This is a genomic window from Robertmurraya sp. (assembly GCF_036676585.1).
In the GTDB taxonomy this organism is placed as follows: domain Bacteria; phylum Bacillota; class Bacilli; order Bacillales; family Cytobacillaceae; genus Robertmurraya_A.
This window is the reverse complement of record NZ_JAKFCQ010000073.1, coordinates 1-23,106: the sequence shown is the minus strand read 5'-3', so window position 1 is coordinate 23,106 and position 23,106 is coordinate 1. Positions and strand designations below refer to the sequence as shown.

Genomic DNA, 23,106 nt, shown 5'->3' with positions numbered 1-23,106 from the left:
AATGTAACCCCTTACTTTCTTAGAACTTTAGTAGAAAACTAGATTGGAGGTTACGAGAATGCAGGAATTAATAAAAGCTGAAGCAGGCAAAGATGCTGCGATCCCGAATCAGGCGGAGAAAAGGGTGACGAACCTAAGCAAGAAATTACGTTATATCCGAGAAAACTATTTTCTCTATTTGTTAATTGCGCCCGCTATTATTCTCACTATCGTTTTTAAATATATTCCTATGTACGGTGCGATCATTGCCTTTAAGGATTTTAGTACGATCAAAGGAATACTTGGGAGCGAATGGGTCGGTTTTGAAAACTTTACAAAGTTTTTGTCCTCACCAAACTTTGGAACGATTTTTATGAGCACATTGAAACTCAGCTTTTACGGGCTAATCCTTGGGTTCCCAATACCCATTATCCTTGCACTAATGTTGAATCAAGTACGAAGGGCAGCAATTAAAAAGAATGTTCAGCTTGTCCTCTACGCACCAAACTTTATCTCTGTCGTTGTTATCGTTGGGATGCTTTTTATCTTTTTATCACCAACGGGTCCCATCAATCAGGTGGTCACGATGCTAACAGGGGAGCCAATAGGGTTCCTATCCGACCCGGATTACTTCAGAAGCATCTATATCCTATCTGGAATCTGGCAAGCGGCCGGATGGTCATCCATTATTTATGTAGCTGCTCTAGCGAATGTGGATCCTGAATTGCATAATGCTGCTACCCTGGATGGAGCCAATATTATACAAAGAATGCTTCATATTGATTTGCCAACCTTAAAGCCATTGATGGCTGTGACGTTTATCTTAGGCGCAGGTGGAATCATGGCGATCGGGTTTGAAAAAGCGTATCTGATGCAAACATCAATGAACCTGCCAACCTCTGAAATTCTTCCGACTTATGTTTACAAAGTCGGTTTACAAGCAGGCGACTATGCATACTCAGCAGCAGTTGGGCTATTTAACTCAGTCATTAACGTTATCCTGCTAGTTGTCGTGAACTATATCGTGAAGAAGCTGAACGAAGGCGAAGGATTATATTGATCAGAAAGGAGATAGACCAATGAATATCAAGTATACGCGGATGGATCGGATGATATTAACCTTAAACAATATCTTTCTCTTCCTAGCAGTATTAGTCGTATTGGTTCCTTTAGTGTATGTGGTACTAGCCTCATTTATGGATCCTACCGTTCTATTAAATAAAGGAATCTCTTTTAATCTCTCGGATTGGAGTTTGAAGGGGTATAAGCTCATCCTTGGAAATGATGCCATGCTAAAAGGCTTTATCAATTCGATTCTGTATTCGGTTGGCTTTGCGGTTGTTACTGTCGTGGTGTCTCTGTTTGCAGCCTACCCACTTTCAGTTAACGGGTTTGTCGGAAAAAACTTCTTTATGACGATGTTTATCATTACGATGTTTTTTAGCGGTGGATTAATACCAACCTATCTGCTTGTGAAAGATTTAGGGATGTTAAATACGATTTGGGCGATTATCCTACCCGGTGCCATCAATGTGTGGAATATCATTCTCGCAAGAACGTATTTCAAGGGTATTCCTTACGAGCTGCATGAAGCAGCAAAGGTAGATGGGGCTTCCGATTTACTTATCTTCTTTAAAATTGTACTGCCACTATCAAAACCGATTATTTTCGTATTAGCGATGTATGCATTCGTAGGACAGTGGAACTCGTACTTTGACGCGATGATTTACTTGGATGATCCAAACCTTCATCCATTGCAGCTCGTATTACGTTCGATTTTGATCCAAAACTCAACAGATCCTGGAATGATTAGTGATCAGTTGGCAATGGCCGAGCTGAAAAAGCTGTCAGAAATGATTAAATACTCATCGATTGTCATTTCGAGTCTACCGCTTATCGTGATGTATCCATTCTTCCAAAAGTACTTTGAAAAAGGTGTTATGGTCGGTTCATTAAAATAATGAGCCACTAACTATAAAGAATAATGAAAATGCTTACAAAAAATTTTTTAGGAGGGTCAATTTTATGAAAAAAGCAAAAAAGGTTGCTGCCGTCACCTTAGCGGCTTTACTAATAGCTTCTGGCTGCAGCAATAAAAGCAGTGAAACTGCATCGAAAGAGTATAACTTAAAGGATGTGAGCTTCCCGCTTAAAGAAAAAGTCACACTAAGCTTTATGACACAAAGCTCACCGCTTGCTCCAAAGGATCCGAATGAAAAATTAATTTATCAACGTCTCGAAGAAGAAACAGGTGTCAATATCAAGTGGAAAAACTACACTTCCGATGTGTTTGTGGAAAAGAGAAACCTTGCGATGGCGAGTGGAGATTTACCAGATGCCATCATTGATGCAGGGTATGGAGACTATGATCTTTTAAAACTAGCAAAGGACGGTGCCATTGTACCGGTTGAAGACTTAATTGAAAAGTATATGCCGAATCTGCAAAAGGTTCTTGAGGCAGCACCAGAGTATAAAGCGATGATGACGGCTCCAGATGGTCATATCTATTCATTTCCATGGATCGAGGAGCTCGGAGCTGGAAAAGAAAGCATTCACTCTGTTGATGATCTTCCATGGATTAACGTTGAATGGCTAAATAAATTAGGTCTAGAAATGCCAACCACAACAGAAGAGTTGAAGGAAGTATTAATTGCTTTTAAAACACAGGACCCGAATGGAAATGGAAAAGCGGATGAAATTCCGTTGTCATTTATTAATAAGCCAGGTGGAGAAGACTTAGCTTTCTTGTTTGGATCTTTTGGCCTTGGTGAGAACTGGGATCATACAGTTGTTACGAATGATGGAAAGGTTACCTTCACTGCTTCCGATGAAGGGTATAAGGAAGGAATCAAATTTTTAAATGAATTATACGCAGAAGGGTTAATTGATATTGAGGCGTTTGAGCAAGATTGGAATACGTACATCGCCAAAGGAAAAGACAATCGCTACGGCCTTTACTTCACATGGGATAAGGCAAATATCACGGGTATGAACGATAAATACGATGTTATGAAACCACTTGCTGGTCCAGATGGGCATGTGAACGTGGCAAGAACAAATGGTATGGGCTTTGACCGCGGAAGAATGGTTATTACGAGTTCCAATAAAAATCTTGAATTAACAGCAAAGTGGATTGATGAGCTGTACGATCCGATTCAGTCTGTACAAAATAACTGGGGAACGTACGGAGACGATAAGCAACAGAACATCTTTGAATACGACGAAGCGGCAAATATGCTAAAGCACTTACCTTTAGAAGGTACGGCACCAGTAGAGTTAAGACAAAAGACAAATATTGGTGGACCGTTGGCCATCCTAGATGAGTACTACGGTACGGTAACAACAAAGCCAGATGATGCTGCATGGAGATTAGGTGTGTTGAAGGACGTTATGGTTCCTCATATGCAAGCAGAAAATATTTATCCTAGAGTGTTCTTCTCAATTGAAGACCTTGATCGTTTAACGGCGATTGAAACGGATATGTTTGCTTTCGTAATGAGAAAACGAGCAGAGTGGATTCAAAACGGAAAAGTGGAAAAAGAATGGGATAGCTACTTAAAAGAGCTTGACCGACTAGGCTTACAAGATTGGCTAGAAATTAAGCAAGCAGGTTATGACAGAAATCAGTAATGGGCTGAATAGGAGTGAGGCTGTAACCTTTTACAGCCTTCTTCTACTTATAGAAAAGGAGCGGAAAAAGCATGATTAAAACACGATACAAAGAAAAACATCGACCTCAATATCATTATTCCCCTGAAGAAAAGTGGATGAATGACCCAAATGGAATGGTGTTCTTTGAAGGAGAATACCATTTGTTCTATCAACATCATCCATTTGGCACTACTTGGGGACCGATGCACTGGGGGCATGCAGTGAGTAAAGATTTGGTTCATTGGGAGCAGCTTCCCATTGCGTTGCATCCGGATGAGCATGGCACGATTTTTTCTGGAAGTGCAGTGGTCGATTGGAATGATACGACGGGCTTCTTTGATGGAAAAGCAGGATTAGTAGCTATATATACGAGCCATGATTCGTATCCGGATTCTGAGAGACCAAGACAACGCCAAAGCCTGGCATACAGCAAAGATAACGGACGAACATGGATAAAATACGAAGGAAATCCCGTACTTTCAGACGAGGAGATTACTGATTACCGAGATCCAAAAGTATTTTGGCACACGGAGTCCAACAAATGGGTGATGATTTTAGCGACTGGTCAAACAGTTACCCTTTATACTTCTTCTAATTTAATAGAGTGGGAGTTTGCTAGTGAATTTGGCCATCAAGCAGGTTCACATGATGGAGTGTGGGAATGCCCAGATTTATTCGAACTACCTGTAGACGGTGACGAAAGCAATAAGCGATGGGTGATGCTTGTTAGCATTGGAGATAATCCAGCTTTTCCAGAAGGTTCCCGAACACAATATTTCATTGGGCAATTTGATGGAAAGACATTCGTGAATGAACATTGTGATCATACCACTCTTTGGCTTGATTTTGGCAGAGATAATTATGCGGGGGTGAGCTGGTCGGATGTACCAGAGGGAGATGGTAGAAGAATTTATATCGGCTGGATGAGCAATTGGCGGTATGCAAACTTACTCCCAACCGAGGGGTGGCGTAGTGCGATGACATTACCTAGAGAACTTTTCCTCACCACTACTGAAGCGGGAGTTCGTGTTGTGCAAAAGGTTGTGTCAGAGATTCAGACATTACGAAATGAGAGTGAAGTCATTCAAGAAGTTTCCCTTGAACCGAACACCCCATTTCATTGTGATCTGCTTAGTAGCTTAATGGAAGTGAATATCTCCTTTGAAAAAAGAGATTCTACTTCCTTTGGTGTCATCTTTGAAAATTCGATCCAAGAAAAAGTTATCATTCGGTATGATGCGGAAAATGAAAAGCTAACCGTTGACAGGGTGAATGCAGGAATCAATCATTTCTCTGACTCATTTGCTGCGATACAGGAAGCAGTCGTAAAAACAGAGAACAACCAAATACACTTACAAATTTGGCTAGACACATCTTCCATAGAGGTATTTGCCAATGATGGAAAGTCTGTTTGCACAAGCTTAGTCTATCCGAATCAACCATATAACAAGATGGTCATCTTTTCAAAAGATGGAACCACAAATATCTCTTCATTAGTACTTACTGAGCTTTCCTCCATTTGGGAGAAATGATGGAAGCCTGAATCGAAATTTAGAGAATGTTGAAAAGGCAGGTTGATGATGAATGACAACCAATTCATCGGTATTTTGTATAGGTGAATTACTGATTGATTTTTTCTGTACAGATGTGAATGTGAATTTAATAGACGGAAAAAATTTTGAAAAACAGGCAGGTGGGGCACCGGCTAATGTTTGTGCAGCGATCGTGAAGTTAGGGGGAAAAGCACAGTTTTCTGGCAAGGTTGGAAATGATCCGTTTGGATATTTTTTAAAGCAAACATTAGAGAATTGCCATGTAGATACCTCCTTACTATTATTCGATCAGGCTCATCCAACGACGCAAGCATTTGTTTCCTTAAAGGCAGATGGGGAAAGAGATTTTATTTTCAACCGAGGAGCAGATGCGTTTGTAACAGAGGAAGAATTGGATAAAGAGAGCATAATGATGAATCAAATTCTTCACTTCGGTTCCGCAACTGCCCTATTAAATGAACCATTTCGATCTACGTATATCAACCTAATGAGGGAGGCTAAGGAAAGAGGAAAGTTCCTCTCGTTCGATCCAAACTATAGGTCATCGCTATGGAAAGGAAGAGTGGATCATTTCAAAGAATGGTCAAGGCAAGGAATGTCTATCGCTGACTTTGTAAAAGTGAGTGAGGAAGAATTAAGAATCCTCTCAGGGATGGACGCTGTAAAGGAAGGAATTGCGGTATTGCATCAAATGGGAGCGAAAGTTTTGGCGGTCACCTTAGGGGCAGCGGGAACACTGATCTCCAATGGACAGAGGTGTGAGATGGTTCCTAGCATAAAAATCACTTCCATTGATTCAACAGGAGCGGGAGATGCTTTTGTAGGAGCAACTCTCTACCAGTTATCTATCTTTGAAAATCCTACACTTGTTTTAGAAGACTTTGAGCAATTAAAAAAAGTGATTTCTTACAGCAACATCGTTGGTGCATTGGTTTGTACGAAAGTGGGAGCTATATCAGCTTTGCCGACCGAGGACGAAGTGAAAGGTTTGATTAATGAGAACCAGAAAAAATTCATTTATTTGTAAGAGAGGGGAAAGGATGAAACCAACTTTCATAAAAAAGGCTTCTGTATTTTTTGTAGCTATACTACTTGCTTCCTCAGTAGGAACTTTTGTTAGTCACCCTACGGCAGGATTGGCAACTGAGCCGAAGGAGGGGGCAACAATTTTAGAAAGTGGATTACAAGCAAATACGAATCTAACAGGCTGGCAAGTGAAAGGAAAAGGGTCATTAGAAGACACGCAACAGGGATTATTGCTGACCTCAGAACCAAATGAGAATGTAATGGCTATCTCAAGTGTTACTTCTCAAGATTTTATTTATGAAGCAGATATACAAGTCATTGATAGGAATGCAGACGCGACGTTAGTCTTTCGTTCGAATGAAGATGGTTGGGACTCCTATATGCTCCAAATTGTCCCGAATGCGGGAATAATTCGACTCCGCGATGCACGTGACGAAGGAAAGTTAAAAGCAGAATATCCAGTCACACTGCAAGAGGGGGGAATCTATCATCTGAAGGTAAAGGTGGTAGACGACAATATTAAAGTATATTGGGGTAATAAATATGAGCCCGTTATTGATGTGAACAATGCCACCTATGAGAAGGGGTTTCTTGGAATGAACGTCTGGAATGGTTCCGCATTGTTTCAAAATGTAAAGGTTAGTGATCTTTCTACTAATCTAGGTTCTTCTCTTGTAAAGGAAGGAACTTGGGAACCATCCATTCATGGCTTAAAAGGAATAGCTGTTGATGGTGTAAAAGCAAAAAATGTTTTTCATACGAGTGAAAGTGACTTTGTTCTTGAAGGAAATATTTCTTTTGATCAGCAACAATCAGAAGCAGCACTAGCCTTTCGAGCAAATGAATTAGGAACAGAGGGATATGAGGCTGCTCTAATTAAGGCAGGAAACACGGTTAAAGCACAATTGAAGAAGATGGATGGTACGATTCTGAAAACCTCTGAACGTTCTTATCCTTCCCAAGAAGATAGCAAACATCATCTAGAGGTTATTGCAAACGGTGATCAAATCGAGCTGTATGTGGATGGATATTCAGAGTCAGCTGTAACTATTTCGGATAAAACCTATTCAACCGGAATGGTAGGATTCATGGTAACCTCTGGATCTGCAGCCTTCCAAGATGTGTATGTTGTTCCAACAACAAACTATTATAAAGAAAAATATCGACCAGATTATCATTATACTCCAGCTCGTGGCTCTGTTAGTGACCCGAATGGGCTTGTCTATTACGAAGGTGAATATCATTTATTCCACCAAGATGGCGGGACTTGGGCTCATGCTGTAAGTACGGATTTGGTAAATTGGAAACGACTCCCTATTGCGCTGCCGTGGAATGATCACGGTCATGTTTGGTCAGGTTCAGCTATTGCGGATACGAATAATGCTTCCGGTCTCTTCACTCATACGGGTGGAAAAGGGCTAATTGCTTACTACACTTCGTTTAATCCGGATGGATGGAATGGCAACCAACGAATTGGTCTAGCATATAGCACGGATCAGGGACGAACTTGGAAATATTCAACGGAACACCCGATTGTGATTGAAAACCCAGGTAAGAATGGGGACGACCCGGGTAGCTGGGACTTCCGTGATCCGAAGGTGGTACGTGATGAGGCCAATAATCGGTGGGTGATGGTTGTATCAGGAGGAGATCATATTCGCTTCTTTACGTCCACCAATTTAATAGATTGGACACTTACTGATAATTTCGGATATGGAGATTATGTTCGTGGGGGTGTTTGGGAATGCCCCGATCTGTTTGAGCTTCAAGTAGACGGGACAGGAGAGAAAAAGTGGGTTCTCATGATCAGCACGGGAGCAAATCCGAAGACGCAAGGCTCTGATGCAGAGTATTTTATCGGGCATTTAACGGCTGATGGAAAATTCGTCAATGACAATGCAGCTGGAAAGGTACTCAAAACAGATTACGGGAAAGAGTTTTACGCATCGATGTCCTTTGCTAATATGCCAGATAATCGACGTGTGATGATGGCATGGATGACAAACTGGGATTATCCATTTGCTTTTCCAACGACCGGTTGGAAGGGTGAGTTGTCGATACCAAGGGAAGTCAGATTGGTGAAAACGGAGGAAGGAATAAGACTCGCACAAGCTCCGATTAAGGAACTGCAGTCCATTCGAAACACTATTTTTGAAACACAGAACAAAATTATACATCCAACAAATGCTTCGAACCTGCTGAAGGGACTTTCTTCAGGAGCATTTGAGATTGAGGCGGAACTTGAAATACCAACTAACAGTCATACAACTGAATTTGGCTTTCAAGTTCGCGAAGGTGCTAACGAAAAAACAGTTGTGGGATACAAACCAGCGGAAAATCAAGTGTTTGTTAATCGTACAGAGTCAGGAGAGCCGGATTTTTCTAGCTCATTTTCCACTGTACATGAAGCACCTTTAAAACCAGAAAATAAGCATATCAAACTGAATATTTTTGTAGATGATTCGTCCATTGAAGTATTTGCGAATGATGGAAAAGCTGTTATTTCTGATGTTATTTTCCCTGATCCATCCAGTCGTAGCATGAGCTTTTACACGGAGGGCGGAGAAGTGAATGTACTCTCCTTAAAAGTCCATTCTCTTGCTAACACTTGGACGGAAGAAAAAACGGAGACTACAAAAATTGTCATGGATACGAAACAAAGAGAGATGAGCAAGGGGGAGGATCTCACGTTATTCGCATCCGTGGAGACTGGAAAAGGAAAGAGTACACAACCAATTAAGTGGAAATCTAGCAATCCGAACGTCGTATCGGTAGCCTCCTCTACTAACTCAAAAGCAGTACTTAAAGCCGGAAGCAAAGGAGAAGCGGTTATTACCGCCTTTACCCCAAATGGAAAAACTTCTGAAAGTGTTGTTGTGAGAGTATTTGAAGGTGAGTTTTATACGAATCTTTCTGGATGGAAGTCAGATATCTCTAGTTCCAAATGGACCGTCACAGAAAACGGTATTCGTGGAACATATACAAGTGATGCGAATTATGTCGCTGCTGAAAAGGCTGGAGACTTTACGTATGAGGCTGATATGATGCTAGGGGAAACAGGAGGAGCAGGCTCCATTTTGTTCCGGGCTAGTGAAGACGGAAGATGCGGATATTACTTCAATCTTGATCCGAATATGAAAGCTTTTCGTCTTTTTTACAAAATAAACGGTCGCTTTGAAGATCGAATGGTCCTTGGGAGAGTTCCTGCCTTTATTCAACCTGGGAAAACGTATAAGGTAAAAATTGAAGCAAAAGGTCCTCAGATTGTGATCACAGTTGATGGACAAAAAATCATGGATATAAAGGATGGAACCTTTGCAGAAGGACATTTTGGCGTCAATGTATTTGGAGGTCAAGCATCTTATCAGAATGTGAAAGTTAGCCAAATGACAGATGCAAACTTAACGGTAACAAGCTTTACAAATAAAGCAACAGGCCAAGCAATTTATACGGCTACGTCTCAAAATGGTGAGCAAGTGACTATATCCGACGCAGACAATGCAACAAATTGGACGTTGGTTCCGACTGGTGATGAGTATGATTCGTATTCCATCCGAACCGAGGGTGGCAAAGCACTTGATTATGATACCGGCCAAAATAAAATACAGCTGTACGATTATCTCGGCTATAATAATCAGCGTTGGATCATTTCAAAAAATGATAACGAAACAGTAAGAATTACTTCTGTTCATAACGGAAAGGCACTTGAAATATCGAAAGACGGACGTTTGATCCTCAATGATTGGATGCCTGAAGAAGAGGGGCAGCAGTGGATCAATAAAGTAATAAAATAAATAGTATATGAAACCGACCTCTTTTCGTAAAGAAGGTCGGTTTTTGTTGGTTCATATTTGTTTAGTTTTGATGTCTAAAAGAATTTATAAAAAAACATTGAAAACGGTTGCGTAATTTAGTATTCTACATGTACAGATATTTCCGAAACGTTTTGGAGGATTGTATGGCTACAACAATTAAAGATATAGCAAAAGCAGCTGGAGTATCTGTGACTACAGTTTCCAGAGCATTAAATGGTTATTCAGATGTTAGTGAGAAAACAAGGAAAAAGATTATGACTCTTGCAAAGGAGCTAAATTACAGTCCTAATACTCTCGCAAGAGGACTTGTAATGAATGTCTCCAAAACAATTGGTTTATTAGTATCCGGTTTGAACCGGGAAAGTGAAAAGGACCAAATTATTTTTTCTATCCTATCAGGAATCAACTCGTCTGCGTCAGAGAGTGACTATGATCTAGTGGTCTTTAACACGAATTCTTCCAAGCAACGTGAAAAGACGTACACTCAACTTTGCAGAGAACGAAGGGTAGATGGAGTCATCATTCAAGGAATTAAAACAGATGATCCGTATCTGTTGGAAGTTGTTGAAAGTGATATTCCCTGCGTTTTGATTGATATTCCTGTTCACTCCGATAATGTTGGTTACGTTACAACTGATAATGTGGCAGGAGCCAAAAAAGCAGTTGAGCATCTGATCGAGCTTGGACATCGAAATATTGCTATGATTAATGGGCACAGTAAAGCTTTTGTTAGCAAAAAACGCTTAGAAGGCTATAAAACGGCATTAGAGGAGTCTAATATACCAGTGAAGCAAGAGTGGATTTATGATGGTAAGTTTGAAGAATATTCAGCTTCAGTCGTAGCCAAGGAACTTCTAATAAAACATCCAGATATTAGTGCTATTTTTTGTGCAAGTGATTTAATGGCATTAGGAGTCATTACATCTGCGAAGGAATTGGGATTGCGAGTACCAGAGGATGTTTCAATTGTAGGATACGATGATATCTTACTTGCTTCTTATGCAACACCACCTTTAACTACGATTTCACAAAATTTTTATCAGTTAGGCTTTCAAGCAGGTCAGCTATTAACTAATATGCTTGATGGGAAAACGGAACCACAGGTCATAACGCTAGGAACGAAATTAGTTGTAAGAGGGTCAACCACAACAAAAAGCTTCTAGGGGATGGAGTTTTTTGTTCCCTATTTTCCGAAACGTTTAAGTAACTTTTTTAGTTTTTTTCCGAAACGTTTCGGAAAAAATATTTTTATACAAAATCCGAAACGTTTTGGATAAATGATGAACATCATAAGGAGGTCACCATGGATTACCGAGTGATTAAAGAGGACGATTTATTTTTACTAACAGATGAAAAAGGTGATATTCCAGTCGATCACATGTATGGATTAGGACTGTATACGAAGGACACTCGTTTTCTTAGTAAGCTAAAGTTATTTATTAATGGAGAAGAGCCCATCCTTCTAGCATCAGAGGCTGCGGAAAATTATTTGGCAAAAATCATGTTAACCAACCCACATATAGAAAAAGACGGGGAACTCATACTGTGGAGAGAATCTGTAGAAATTGAGAGAACTCGCTTCATTTCTAAAGGTATTCTTTATGAAACGATTCGCCTGAAAAATTATTTTCCTAAATCCATAGAATTCGATTTGTCAGTCGAACTGGATGTTGATTTCAAAGATATGTTTATTGTGAGAGGTTTTCAATCAGGTAAGGTGGGAAAACGGATTGGCCAGAAAGTGGAAGATCATTCAATGACTTTTTCTTATATTGGAGCAGATGACGTTGAACGCCAGACAAAGGTTACCTGGGACAAAACAGCAAAGGAAATTGATCAAGCTGGGCATGTAACCTTTCATTTTAACCTAGAGCATGAACAAGAGGAAACGATACAATTAATCATTCGTCCAGAAGTGGGTTCGCTGTCTAATGAACAACTTCTTACAAAGGAAGAGGCATTGCTACAGTTAAAAGATTCCTATAGTAAGTGGGAAGAGGCTACTACTAAAGTGGAGACAGATTATGTTCCCCTTCAAAAGTTAATAGATCGTGGAATTGGAGATCTTCGGGTTTTGCTTACAGACTTAGGGTACGGCTTATTTCCGGTTGCAGGTCTTCCTTGGTTCGGTGTTCCGTTTGGGCGTGATAGTCTAATTGCTGCCCTACAAATGCTTTCTTTTAACCCCGAGATAGCGAAAGGAACACTTCGAACATTGGCTAAATATCAAGGTACAAAATTAGACCCTTGGAGAGATGAGCAACCAGGAAAAATCATGCATGAAATCCGATTCGGGGAATTAGCCAACACCAACCAAATTCCATTTACTCCTTATTACGGGACCATTGATGCAACACCATTATTCCTCATTTTATTAACGGAATATGTGAACTGGACAGGTGATTTTGAGTTTGTAGAGGAAATGCAGGAAGTGATTGAAAACGCTTTAAATTGGATTGATGAGTATGGAGACCGAGATGGTGATCTATTCGTGGAATATCATCAAGAATCAAGTAAGGGAATTGCGAATCAAGGTTGGAAAGATTCTGGGGACTCCATCGTCCACCGGGACGGAGAGTATGCAAAAACGCCCATTGCTCTTGCTGAAGTACAGGGCTATGTTTACCAAGCAAAGATGGGAATAGCTAATCTTTATGAATCTAGCGGTAAAGTGGATGTTGCTGCCACTCTTCGAGAACAGGCGCACCAGTTAAAAATAAAGTTTGATCAAGAGTTTTGGATGGAAGATGTAGGATTCTACGCTATTGCTCTAGATGAGAATAAAAAGCAGGTTGGTACGATTACTTCCAATCCAGGACATGTGTTACAAGCGGGGATGCTTGATGAAGAAAGAACAAAAGCAGTCGTAAATACGCTCGTTTCCGCAAAAATGTTTTCAGGATATGGAATCCGTACAATGGGTGAGGGAGAAGCAGGTTATAACCCAATTAGCTATCATGATGGAAGTGTGTGGCCACATGATAACAGCATGATTCTCCTTGGTATGAGTAAAGCAGGTTATCAAGAACAAGCCAATAAGGTGATTGGTGGGTTAATTTCAGCGTCCAACTACTTTGAATATGAGCGCTTGCCAGAGCTTTTCTGCGGGTACTCTGATTCAATTGGTAAACCAGTGAAATACCCAGTAGCTTGCTCTCCACAAGCATGGGCAGCAGGTACACCGCTTGTATTTGTACAAACGCTATTAGGTTTGTTTCCAGATGGTTTTAAGAAGGAGATTACTATTTCTCCTAAACTATTAAGCGGGATGAATATTTTAACGGCGAAAAACATTCGTGTAGGTGGAGGAATTCTATCTCTACAGGTTACGAGAAAACAGGACGAAGAATACGAGATTACTATATTGGAAAATTCATCTGAGTATCTAGCTGTCTGTAAATAGAAATTAATTTTTACTTTTTGTCCCTTCAAGGGATCCCTTTTTATTAATAAAACCTAGATTGAAAGGAGATTTTAAAATGAAATCAAAAAAATGGCTTTCAGCACTTGGTGTTACTTCTTTATTATTGGCAGGAGTTTTATCTGGATGTAGTAGCGATGATGCTTCTAGTAAGGAAGGAAATGGATCTACAGAGGATGGAGAAAAAATAGAGGTTAGCCTTGCTGGTTGGGGTGGAAATCCAACGGAGGAAAAACTATTAAAGCAGACTCTTGATGATTTTGAAAAGAAACACCCAGATATTGATGTGAAGTACGAAGTGATTTCAGAGCAGTACATGGATGTGATGAAAACACGTTTAGTGGGTGGAGAGGCAGCGGATGTGTTCTATTTAGATGCTTTTGAAGCTCCTGCATTAATTGAAACAGGTGTCATTCAACCACTTGATGAGTTTATCACAGAAGATTTTGATGTAGAAGATTTTGAGAAACCATTAGCAGAAGCATTCGTTGTTGACGGGAAGACGTATGGTTTCCCAAAAGATTACTCTACTCTGGCCTTATTTTATAACAAAAAGATGCTAGCAGATGCAGGTGTGGAAGTTCCTAAAACGATGGAAGAATTCCGTGAAGCTGCTAAGAAGTTAACAAAAGACGGTGTATATGGATTCGGTGTTGCTCCTGAATTAGCTCGTATGTATTGGTTAGCAGAGTCCAAAGGGGGAGAAGTGGTAAAGGATAACAAAGCGAACTTCGCTTCCTCTGATGTTGTTGAAGCCCTTCAGCCAATTATTGAAATGCATAACGTGGATAAAACAGCTGTGGAGCCAAAAGAAGTGGGAGTAAACTGGGGGGGAGAAATCTTCGGACAAGAAAAAGCAGCTATGGTTATTGAGGGGAACTGGGCCATTCCATTCCTTGCAGATACTTTCCCTGATGTAGAGTATGGAACAGCTGAACTTCCAGCAGTGGATGGTAAGAAATCGACGATGGCGTACTCAGTTGCTTATGTTATGAATGCTCAATCTGAGAAAAAAGAAGCTGCTTGGAAGCTTATTTCTTACCTCACTGGTAAGGAAGGGATGAAGACTTGGACGAGTAAAGGATATGCTCTTCCTACACGTAAGTCTGTGGCAGCTGAGCTAGGCTATGATAAGGATGAACTTCGTACGGCTCTAGTTGCAGGTGCTTCTTACGCTACTGTTTGGTCAAAAGGTACCAACTTGCCAATTATTATGAACAACTTCAATAATCAGTTCTTAAGTGCGTTCCTAGGTCAGGCTGATCTTGCTGAAGCATTGAAGGAAGCAGAAAAACAAGCAAATAGTGAAATTGATGCTAAGTAAGTAAAACAAGTTTCATAGAGGAAGGAGAGTTTTCCTTCCTCTACATTTATAAGTCTGTAGAATTCGTTCTGTTTATGTGCAAAAAACATAGGTGGAACGAGTTCTGACAGCCAGAACATTCATTTTAAGAAGAAGAAAAGGAGTGGAGTGGGAATGAACAAGATGTTTTCCAGAAAAGCTCTCCGCGAAACGGGACAGGGTTATACCTTTATGTTTCCTGCTTTAATTGTGTTAGGACTTTTTATCATCGGACCAATCTTTTATACTATTTTTCTATCCTTTCATAAGGTTCAATTATTAGGAAATGCCACGTTTGATTTTGTTGCATTTGATAATTTTACGAGAATCCTGGAGGATACAAGGGCAAAAATTGCACTTTGGAACACGTTTAAGTACGTAATCATTGTTGTTCCATGCCAGACCTTATTAGCGCTAGTATTAGCAGCAACATTAAATGCAGGATTAAAAGGTCAAACATTCTTTCGAATTGTATATTTTTTACCTACCCTAACATCATCTGCTGTACTTACTTTAATCTTCATGTGGATGTATAACAAAGATGGTTTAATCAATAATATCTTGGATTTCGTTGGTCTACCTACCTATAATTTTTTAGGAGATCCAGCTATTGCATTGAATGCAATTATGTTCATGAATATATGGTCAACTGCTCCATTTTTTATGGTAATTTACTTAGCAGCCCTTCAGGATATTCCAGAGTCGTTATATGAAGCAGCCAAACTAGATGGAGCCAATGTGTTCCAAAGGTTTTTGAACATTACCGTTCCCAACTTAAGACCTGTAACTTCCTTTGTTGTCATTATGGGCATCATCGGAACGTTTCAATTATTCGATCAATCGTATATTTTCTCCGCAGGCTCTGGTGGACCGGACAACTCAACTTTAACCGTTGTACTTCTTGTGTACCAATATGCCTTTAAGACGCTCGGAACGATGGGGTACGCAGCAGCGTTAGCGTTCCTGTTGGCATTTGTTATTTTAGTAGCAACTTTGCTACAACGTAAATTTTCAAAAGAGGAATCACTATACTAAGAAAGGGAGGCAGGGTTATGAAGAAAAATAAGGTTGGAAAGACCATTTTATATATTATCTTAGGACTTTATGCAATAACAACTCTAGTCCCTTTTTTGTGGGCATTATCTTCATCTTTTAAAACGCTACAAGAGATCGTTTCTGGATCGATGTCTTTTATCCCGAAAAATTTTACTCTTGAAAATTATAAACAAATTTTTATTGAACAAGAACATTTTCCAAGATGGATGTTTAATAGCTTATTTATTGCTGGAGTAGGGACTTTTTTAAATTTAATTTTCAACTCAATGGCAGGATATGCACTTGCTCGTCTAACATTTCCAGGAAAAAAAGCATTGTTCATCATTATCCTAGGGGTACTTATGATTCCTGCGCAAGTAACGATGATTCCAAACTATTTAATTTTAAAAGAATTAGGGTGGTTAAATTCATACCAAGGAATGATTGTCCCTGGTATGATCAATGCAACCTATATTTTTATGATGAGGCAGTTCTTTATTAACTTTCCGAAAGAGTTGGAAGAAGCGGCTGAGATAGATGGCTTAAGTAAGTTCGGAACATTTTTTAGAGTGGTATTGCCACTGGCAAAGCCAGCACTCGCTGCTCAATCCATTTTTATTTTTATGGGGTTTTGGAACGACTTTATGAGACCTCTCATCGTTATTACTGATATTGAAATGTTTACACTACCACTAGGCTTGAATACCTTTAAAGGACAATTTGTTAGCTATTGGAACTATATCATGGCAGCTTCCATGGTATTTACCCTACCTGTATTATTGTTATATGCCTTCTTTAACCGTTACTTTATTAAAGGCATCTCATTTACAGGTGGAAAATAAGAATGAGGGACGTTGATCCAGAGGGGTTAACGTCCGTTTTATTAAAAGAAAAAACCCAGTATAAACTATAGGGTCTATGAACTGGGCTATTGCTTCTATGGCTTTAATATTACTTTTATACAATCTTCTGTTTTTGTATCAAAAACTTCATACCCATGCTTTGCTTGGTCTAGTGGAATGACATGTGTAACGATATCGCTGGGGTCAACCGTTCCTTTTGAAAATAGGTCATATAAGAATGGCATATATGGAATAACAGGAGCCTGGCCGGTTTTAATATCTATATTTCGGTTCATGATATCTCCAAGTGGGAATCCATTATAGCGGCCGCCATATACACCTGTTATTTGTATCGTTCCGGCTTTACGGACTGCTTGAGTGGCCATTACAAGTGCCCCCATGGCTCCTCCTTGAAGCTTAAGCCCGCTTGCAAGAAACTCCATTGGTGTCCACTTTCCATCCATACCTACAGCATCGATAACCACATCGGCTCCACCTTTTGTTATTTCTTTTAAGTATTCACCCGTGTTTTCATGTTGCTCAAAATTGACAATTTCAACTTTATTTGTACGTTTTGCATGCTGTAAGCGGTAGTCAATATAATCAACAGCAATGACCCTTTTAGCGCCTTTATACCATGCGAATTTCTGAGCAAGTAAGCCAACAGGTCCACAGCCAAGGATAATTACGGTGTCTCCTTCTTTAACACCAGCGTGATCAACAGACCAATAGGCAGTGGAAGCAGCATCAGCTAGTAGAACTAGTTTCTCATCCTCGACTTCACAATCCTCTGGAATTTTAAATGGCGTAAAATTTCCGTAAGGCACCCTCATATATTCTGCTTGTCCACCTGCATAACCACCCGTGTTTTCAGAGTAACCGAAAAACCCACCCATGTCTCCATGAGGATTAGAATTATCACATTGGCTCGTAAGATCATGATTGCAATACCAACAAGTACCACAGCTCACATTAAAAGGAATGATCACCCGGTCGCCTTTTTTTAAGTTTCTTACTCCTGGTCCAACCTCCTCTACTACCCCCATCGGCTCATGACCAATGACAAAATCGGTAGGAGTGTTAGGAATCATTCCGTGAATTAGATGCAGATCTGACCCACAAATAGCAGAGGAAGTAACTTTTACAATGATATCATCAGAATTTTTAATAATGGGATCTTTTACTTCTCTAACTTTCACATTTTTTATTCCTTGATAAGTAACGGCCTTCATTTAAACAATCCCTCCTTCTATTGATTAGGTGTGGCAAACATGCCGCCTCTGTCTGTATCTAATGGGAAAAGCTCCATTTGTCCAATTTGAACAGCGGTTTCTGCGCCTAACATATCGACCTTGTATTGCTCATTAAAGTCATGAGGATGGAGCCACTTATTTTTGATCATCAATTCAGAAATCTCTCCGTGCAAGTCAATAGCTGCCTCGAGTTGTTTTGTTAATACCCTTCTTAGTTCGGGACTTGCGGTTTCTGTAATCGCGAATCCGTAATTTCGAATTCCATTTTTAATGGATAATAAAAAATCCATGGCAAAGGTTGAGTCGGCTAAATTCGGCATACCTTCAGCGTTTCTAGGGTCTAAATAGTCCTGCATGTTTTCACCTCTTAGTTTAATGAAGTATGTCACTTTGTTTATAGAAAGGAATTAATTCATTGATATCCTGAATGGATTGCTCCACATTCTTTGCCATTAATTGTTTTAACTCATTATTAAAGCAAATTCCCATCATTAATTTTGATCTTAATAAGCTAACGGTTTTAAAATTAATAATTTCGTGAGTTTCTAATGTTTCATGAATGGCTAATCTTTCGTTGTTCATACAAACACCTCCATTGCTAATCAAACTTATTTTCTCCATACTACTTTTTCTTTTATGCTCCTTCTGATAAAAATAACGAATGAATAGTAGGTATCTGTTTGAAAATATAAAAGTGCAAATATGATGTTAATGGAGTGAAAAGAATGGTTAAATACTTAGGGTTACATGAGACGGTAGATGTTCATGAGCTTCTGACTTTTAAAAGCATCAGTTTAACGAAGTCAACGACCATGAGTGCGTTAGCTCAAGATGAGGATTTAAAAGCAATTCTGACAAATGATATGATTGCAGGTCAGCAACAGGTTAAAGAATTACAGCAATTTTTGACCAATAGGGAGGAACAGCAATGAACCATTTGATTCAAAGTATGGTGGGAATGGGTGGATTAACGGACCAGGTGATAGCGACAGATTTTTTAATTTCTGCCAAAGCGGGGGTAAGAAATTATACGGTGGCTATTACTGAAGCTGCTACTCCTGAATTACGGTCTGTTTTAAGAGAACATTTGCGAGCTGCAATTCAAACGCATGAAAATATTACAAACTATATGGTATCAAGAGGGTTTTATCATCCTCATAATTTGAGCGAGCAATTAACGGTTGATTTTACCGCATCAGACACAGCTCTTCAATTAGCACAACAAAAAAGTGAATAAAAGAGTATAAAAGAAAGCCTAACTTATGCAGTAAAGGGTTCGGACAGAACTAGAAGGAAATTGCCTTTGGTAGTCTGAATCTGGGGGTTATTCGGACAGGACTTGACTGGAAAAGCCTTCGGTAGTCCGAATCCAGGGGTTATTCGGACAGGACTAGAAGGAAATTACCTTTGGTAGTCTGAATTCAGGGGTTATTCGGACAGGACTAGAAGGAAATTGCCATTGAGAGTCCGAATCCAGAGGTTATTCGGACAGGACTAGAAGGAAATTAGTCAAGTCCATAATATTGTGTAAAATTCTATACAATGTTTTCAGCTAGTCTATATAGATTAGCCACTTATATTTTTTTTCGAAACTTCCATGGACTTTTTTTTACATATCCAGGGAAGGCTGTCAAAGGCACTTCACTTTGACAGCCTTTCCTGGATATGTGATCATTCCATAATTGGAAGTTACGAAAAAATAGTACTAATAACCTTTTATCGTTTTATTAGTGTATGAAGACTCTTGATACTCCATTAAGACTGCACCTATTAAACGAAAGGCAGATTGTGTATTAGGAAAAACCCGAATCACTCTTTCTCTTCTACGTACCTCTTGATTCAATCGTTCAAGTGAGTTCGTACTTCGGATATGAGGGCGTATATCTAACGGGTGGTCCATATACTGTATGGTATCTTCGAACCCTTCATCTAAGATATGAAGTGCCTTCTCATACTTAGAATTATCTTTAAATTGATCCATTAGTTCATTTTTAAAGGTTCTTATGTCCTCAACAGTAATGGCTTCAAAAACACGCTTAATCATCATACGAATCTCAGTAGAGTCCTTCTTAGGTAGCTTTTCAATAATGTTTCGCTTGAAGTGAACATTACATCTTTGCCAACAGGTTCCAATAAATTCACGTTGAATGGCTTTTTGTAAACCTTGGTGAGCATCAGAAATGACTAGTTTTGGTGATTGAAGCCCACGTGCTTTAAGTTGTTGAAGGAAGCGACTCCAGCTCTCAAAATCTTCCGCATGATCGACACTTAAGCCAAGTACTTCACGAGTATTTTTTTCCGTAATCGCTGTGGCAATATAAACAGCTTTGGAGACAACTTTATGATGTTCTCGGACTTTAATGTACATGGCATCTACGAATAGAAAAGGATAATACTTGGTGTTTAAAGGACGTTTAGCCCAATCATTTACGATTGGATCTAGTTTTTGAGTTAGTGAGGAAACAAATGACTTCGAAACACGCTTACCACAAAGCTGTTCTACAATTTGTGTAACCTTTCGTGTCGAGACCCCATTAATAACCATTTCCAACATAGAGATCACTAGAGCTCGATCACATCTAGCATATTTCTCAAAGACTGTCGGTGAGAACTCTCCATTACGTGTTCTCGGAACCTTTAATTGAATGGCACCAATACTCATAACTAGCTCCCGTTCATAGTAGCCGTTACGATGGTCACGACGGGCTACAGAGCGTTCATAGGCAGCTGCTTGTAGATAATCATCTCTCTCTTTTTCCATAAATTCATTCAAAACCAAAACAAGAGCTGATTTAACAACGGCATCAATATCAGATTTTAATACAGAATCTTTTAAAACTTCCAAATCTAGGTTAAACTGTAATTGGGTCATTATTATTCCTCTTTTCTTTGTTTATCGTCGCTGAAAACATTGTAGCCAAGAGTGAATAAAATGAACCCTTTTTTCTTTTTACACAATTATATGGACTTAATCAGGAAATTACCTTTGGTAGTCCGAATCCAGGGGTTATTCGGACAGGACTAGAAGGAAATTGCCATTGAGAGTCCGACTCCAGAGGTTATTCAGACAGAGCTAGAAGGAAATTGCCTTTGGAAGTCAGAATCCGGGGGTTATTCGGACAGGACTAGAAGGAAAAAGCCTTTGGAAAGGCTTTTTCACATTCATTTTATTTCATTGTCTTCATAAGAAATCCAGTCGCTAAAGCTACCTAGATACAGTTTCACATGTTCAAAGCCTGCTTCTTTTAATGCTAGGAAGTTCGGAACAGCCGTTACTCCCGACCCACAATAAACAATCAGTTCCTTTTCAGAATCTATATCTGAAAACCTCTCTTTTTGATCTTTAATAGAATGGTAATATCCCTCATGAAGTCCTTCCATCCAAGGCTTATTAATAGCGCCTGGAATATGGCCTTTCTTCTTATCAATTGGCTCTTCTATTCCTAAGTATCTTTTGTTCTCGCGAGAGTCAATTAGTACGATGTTTGAATGCTTTCCAGATACGACCTCTTGCACCTCTTTTACGTCAGCCAATAAATTAGGCTGTAGGTCAACATGGAAATTCGTCTTCTCAAAAACAGGTACATCAGCTGTTGTAGGATAATTGGCTTTTGTCCAATTTTTATATCCTCCATCAAGTACATATACTTTTTTATGTCCTAGATAAGATAGCATCCACCAAAACCTAGCTGCATAGGCTCCTTCACCGTTATCATAAGCGACAATGGTTGTATCCTGGTCAATGCCTGACATTTCAAGTTTCTCTTTTAGTTCGTTTATGTTAGGCATAGGGTGTCTTCCACCATGAATACTCACTTGTCCTGAAAGATCTTTCTCTAGATCAAAAAAGACTGCTCCTGGAATATGATTGTGATCATATTCTAGCCTTCCTATTTCAGGATTAGCTAGTGCAAAGCGACAATCGATAATTCTTACACTTTCTTGATTCAGATTCTTAAGAAGCCATTCTTTATCTACTATTAATTTCATAATCAATCCTCCTCAATGTACCGTTTTTCTCAAAAAAAACTATATCTTGAATATAACATAGATTGCTTTGGTTCAATGCTTTAGTGAATGTGTCAACTATTTTAATTAGGTAAATCAAAGTACATTTTTTACCCAGAGGCATATGATGGTTTATAAAAATTCTGGAGGGAATGACCAACATGTATTATGTTTCAAATCCGTATTCATATCCTTATTGGGCAAATACTTCGACTTATTCTTCCAATTATATGAATAGGAATCATGAGGAGAATGTTAAATCAGTATTTGATGTCCTACTTAGTGGGATAAAAAGAGAAGCAGAGGCCATTGAGCTATATAGACAGTTAGTTCAAGTAGCTCCAAATGAAATACATCAGAATGATATTTTAAATGCATTAGAAAGAAAAAAAGCCCAACTTACACAGTTAAACAACCTTTATATTCAACTTACTGGTACTTTGCCAGGATATCAACTCGATCCAATCCCTTTTGATGACTACAGAGATGGGTTGCAAAAGGCGTATGAAGCCGAAGTAGAGGGGTATGAAGAATATCAAAAAGGTTTTTCGCTTATTCAACATCCAATGATACAGAATGTATTTTTATGGGCATTAACGGGAGAACAAGAGAATGCTGCGTGTCTTAGATTTTTAAGTGAAGAACTTTCCCCACGAGTAACGGATTATGGAGGAAAACCTTTTGTTGTGGATATTAATAAGGCCACCAAGCAAAACGATACTTTCCGTACAGCCTTATGGACAGGAACTCATTTACAGGTAACGTTAATGAGCATTAATGTGGGAGAGGACATTGGCTTAGAAATACATCCTCACCTTGATCAGTTTCTGAGGGTTGAAGAAGGTGAAGGGATTGTTCGGATGGGTGCCCAGAAGGATAAGTTAGACTTTGAGAGAAAAGTAGCTGATGATTTTGCTATTATGATCCCAGCAGCTACATGGCATAATGTTATCAATACGGGAAATACACCACTTAAACTCTACTCGATATATGCTCCTCCACAGCATCCATTTGGCACTATTCATAAAACGAAGGCTGATGCAATGGCAGCTGAAGAAGATCATTAAAAATCACTTAAATAAAGTCGGTAAAAAGGCATGACGAGTCTTGGTCATGCCTTTCTATATGAAATAAAGACTCTGTTCTTAAAGAAAATATTCAACCAATGCCCAACTCATAAT

The 23,106-nt window shown here is 39.3% G+C and carries 19 protein-coding genes; 14 read left to right on the top strand and 5 right to left on the bottom strand.

The genetic code is table 11. The annotated features are described in order from the left end of the window. Positions 1–58: 58 nt before the first annotated feature. The 11 genes from ACGLXV_RS10335 (at position 59) to ACGLXV_RS10285 (ending at position 16,664) form a co-directional block, all read left to right on the top strand. Entirely contained in the window at positions 59–1,039 is a 981-nt protein-coding gene (locus tag ACGLXV_RS10335) for an ABC transporter permease (RefSeq protein WP_119709935.1), read from the top strand. 19 nt (positions 1,040–1,058) lie between these two features. Next, complete coding sequence (locus ACGLXV_RS10330) at positions 1,059–1,940, top strand: carbohydrate ABC transporter permease (RefSeq protein WP_391558509.1); 882 nt, start codon at positions 1,059–1,061, stop codon at positions 1,938–1,940. Positions 1,941–2,004: 64 nt separating this feature from the next. Next, positions 2,005–3,609 (top strand): ABC transporter substrate-binding protein, encoded by a 1,605-nt coding sequence (locus tag ACGLXV_RS10325; protein ID WP_391558508.1) that lies wholly within the window; start codon positions 2,005–2,007, stop codon positions 3,607–3,609. A gap of 71 nt (positions 3,610–3,680) precedes the next feature. Continuing rightward, entirely contained in the window at positions 3,681–5,162 is a 1,482-nt protein-coding gene (locus tag ACGLXV_RS10320; RefSeq protein ID WP_391558507.1) for a glycoside hydrolase family 32 protein, read from the top strand. Between the two features lie 52 nt (positions 5,163–5,214). Beyond that, entirely contained in the window at positions 5,215–6,210 is a 996-nt protein-coding gene (locus ACGLXV_RS10315; protein ID WP_391558506.1) for a carbohydrate kinase family protein, read from the top strand. A 13-nt stretch (positions 6,211–6,223) separates the two neighbouring features. Next, on the top strand, positions 6,224–10,003 hold the full coding sequence (locus ACGLXV_RS10310; RefSeq protein WP_391558505.1) for a GH32 C-terminal domain-containing protein: 3,780 nt from the start codon (positions 6,224–6,226) through the stop codon (positions 10,001–10,003). Between the two features lie 164 nt (positions 10,004–10,167). After that, positions 10,168–11,187, top strand: coding sequence for a LacI family DNA-binding transcriptional regulator (locus tag ACGLXV_RS10305; protein ID WP_391558504.1), 1,020 nt, complete (start codon positions 10,168–10,170; stop codon positions 11,185–11,187). Between the two features lie 140 nt (positions 11,188–11,327). After that, complete coding sequence (locus ACGLXV_RS10300) at positions 11,328–13,427, top strand: amylo-alpha-1,6-glucosidase (protein ID WP_391558503.1); 2,100 nt, start codon at positions 11,328–11,330, stop codon at positions 13,425–13,427. A 76-nt stretch (positions 13,428–13,503) separates the two neighbouring features. Then, the gene (locus tag ACGLXV_RS10295) at positions 13,504–14,769 is read left to right on the top strand and encodes an ABC transporter substrate-binding protein (protein WP_391558502.1); all 1,266 of its coding nucleotides are present in this window, start codon (positions 13,504–13,506) and stop codon (positions 14,767–14,769) included. Between the two features lie 153 nt (positions 14,770–14,922). Continuing rightward, on the top strand, positions 14,923–15,822 hold the full coding sequence (locus ACGLXV_RS10290) for a carbohydrate ABC transporter permease (RefSeq protein ID WP_119709926.1): 900 nt from the start codon (positions 14,923–14,925) through the stop codon (positions 15,820–15,822). A 17-nt stretch (positions 15,823–15,839) separates the two neighbouring features. After that, positions 15,840–16,664 (top strand): carbohydrate ABC transporter permease, encoded by an 825-nt coding sequence (locus tag ACGLXV_RS10285; RefSeq protein WP_391558501.1) that lies wholly within the window; start codon positions 15,840–15,842, stop codon positions 16,662–16,664. A 95-nt stretch (positions 16,665–16,759) separates the two neighbouring features. On the opposite strand, the gene ACGLXV_RS10280 is transcribed toward ACGLXV_RS10285, so the two are convergent. The 3 genes from ACGLXV_RS10280 to ACGLXV_RS10270 are packed head-to-tail and all read right to left on the bottom strand — an operon-like array spanning position 16,760 to position 18,499. After that, positions 16,760–17,896, bottom strand: coding sequence for a zinc-dependent alcohol dehydrogenase (locus ACGLXV_RS10280; protein ID WP_391558500.1), 1,137 nt, complete (start codon positions 17,894–17,896; stop codon positions 16,760–16,762). A 17-nt stretch (positions 17,897–17,913) separates the two neighbouring features. Further along, positions 17,914–18,273 carry a spore coat protein gene (locus tag ACGLXV_RS10275; RefSeq protein ID WP_391558499.1) on the bottom strand — a complete coding sequence of 120 codons (360 nt, stop codon included), beginning with the start codon at positions 18,271–18,273 and terminating at the stop codon, positions 17,914–17,916. A 16-nt stretch (positions 18,274–18,289) separates the two neighbouring features. Next, on the bottom strand, positions 18,290–18,499 hold the full coding sequence (locus ACGLXV_RS10270) for a spore coat protein (RefSeq protein WP_119710718.1): 210 nt from the start codon (positions 18,497–18,499) through the stop codon (positions 18,290–18,292). 143 nt (positions 18,500–18,642) lie between these two features. Here ACGLXV_RS10270 and ACGLXV_RS10265 point away from each other — a divergent pair, with 143 nt between their 5' ends. Together ACGLXV_RS10265 and ACGLXV_RS10260 are read left to right on the top strand one after the other, a co-directional pair. Continuing rightward, complete coding sequence (locus ACGLXV_RS10265; RefSeq protein ID WP_119709922.1) at positions 18,643–18,849, top strand: hypothetical protein; 207 nt, start codon at positions 18,643–18,645, stop codon at positions 18,847–18,849. Then, on the top strand, positions 18,846–19,154 hold the full coding sequence (locus ACGLXV_RS10260; protein WP_391558498.1) for a spore coat protein: 309 nt from the start codon (positions 18,846–18,848) through the stop codon (positions 19,152–19,154). Before ACGLXV_RS10265 ends, ACGLXV_RS10260 begins: the two co-directional genes overlap by 4 nt. A 468-nt stretch (positions 19,155–19,622) precedes the next feature. Here ACGLXV_RS10260 and ACGLXV_RS10255 read toward each other — a convergent pair whose 3' ends face one another. Further along, on the bottom strand, positions 19,623–20,789 hold the full coding sequence (locus ACGLXV_RS10255; RefSeq protein ID WP_391558497.1) for an IS256 family transposase: 1,167 nt from the start codon (positions 20,787–20,789) through the stop codon (positions 19,623–19,625). Positions 20,790–21,079: 290 nt separating this feature from the next. After that, positions 21,080–21,907, bottom strand: coding sequence for a sulfurtransferase (locus ACGLXV_RS10250; RefSeq protein ID WP_391558496.1), 828 nt, complete (start codon positions 21,905–21,907; stop codon positions 21,080–21,082). 179 nt (positions 21,908–22,086) lie between these two features. On the opposite strand from ACGLXV_RS10250, the gene ACGLXV_RS10245 reads away from it, so the two are divergent. Further along, positions 22,087–22,992 carry a cupin domain-containing protein gene (locus tag ACGLXV_RS10245; RefSeq protein WP_391558495.1) on the top strand — a complete coding sequence of 302 codons (906 nt, stop codon included), beginning with the start codon at positions 22,087–22,089 and terminating at the stop codon, positions 22,990–22,992. Positions 22,993–23,106: the final 114 nt, after the last annotated feature.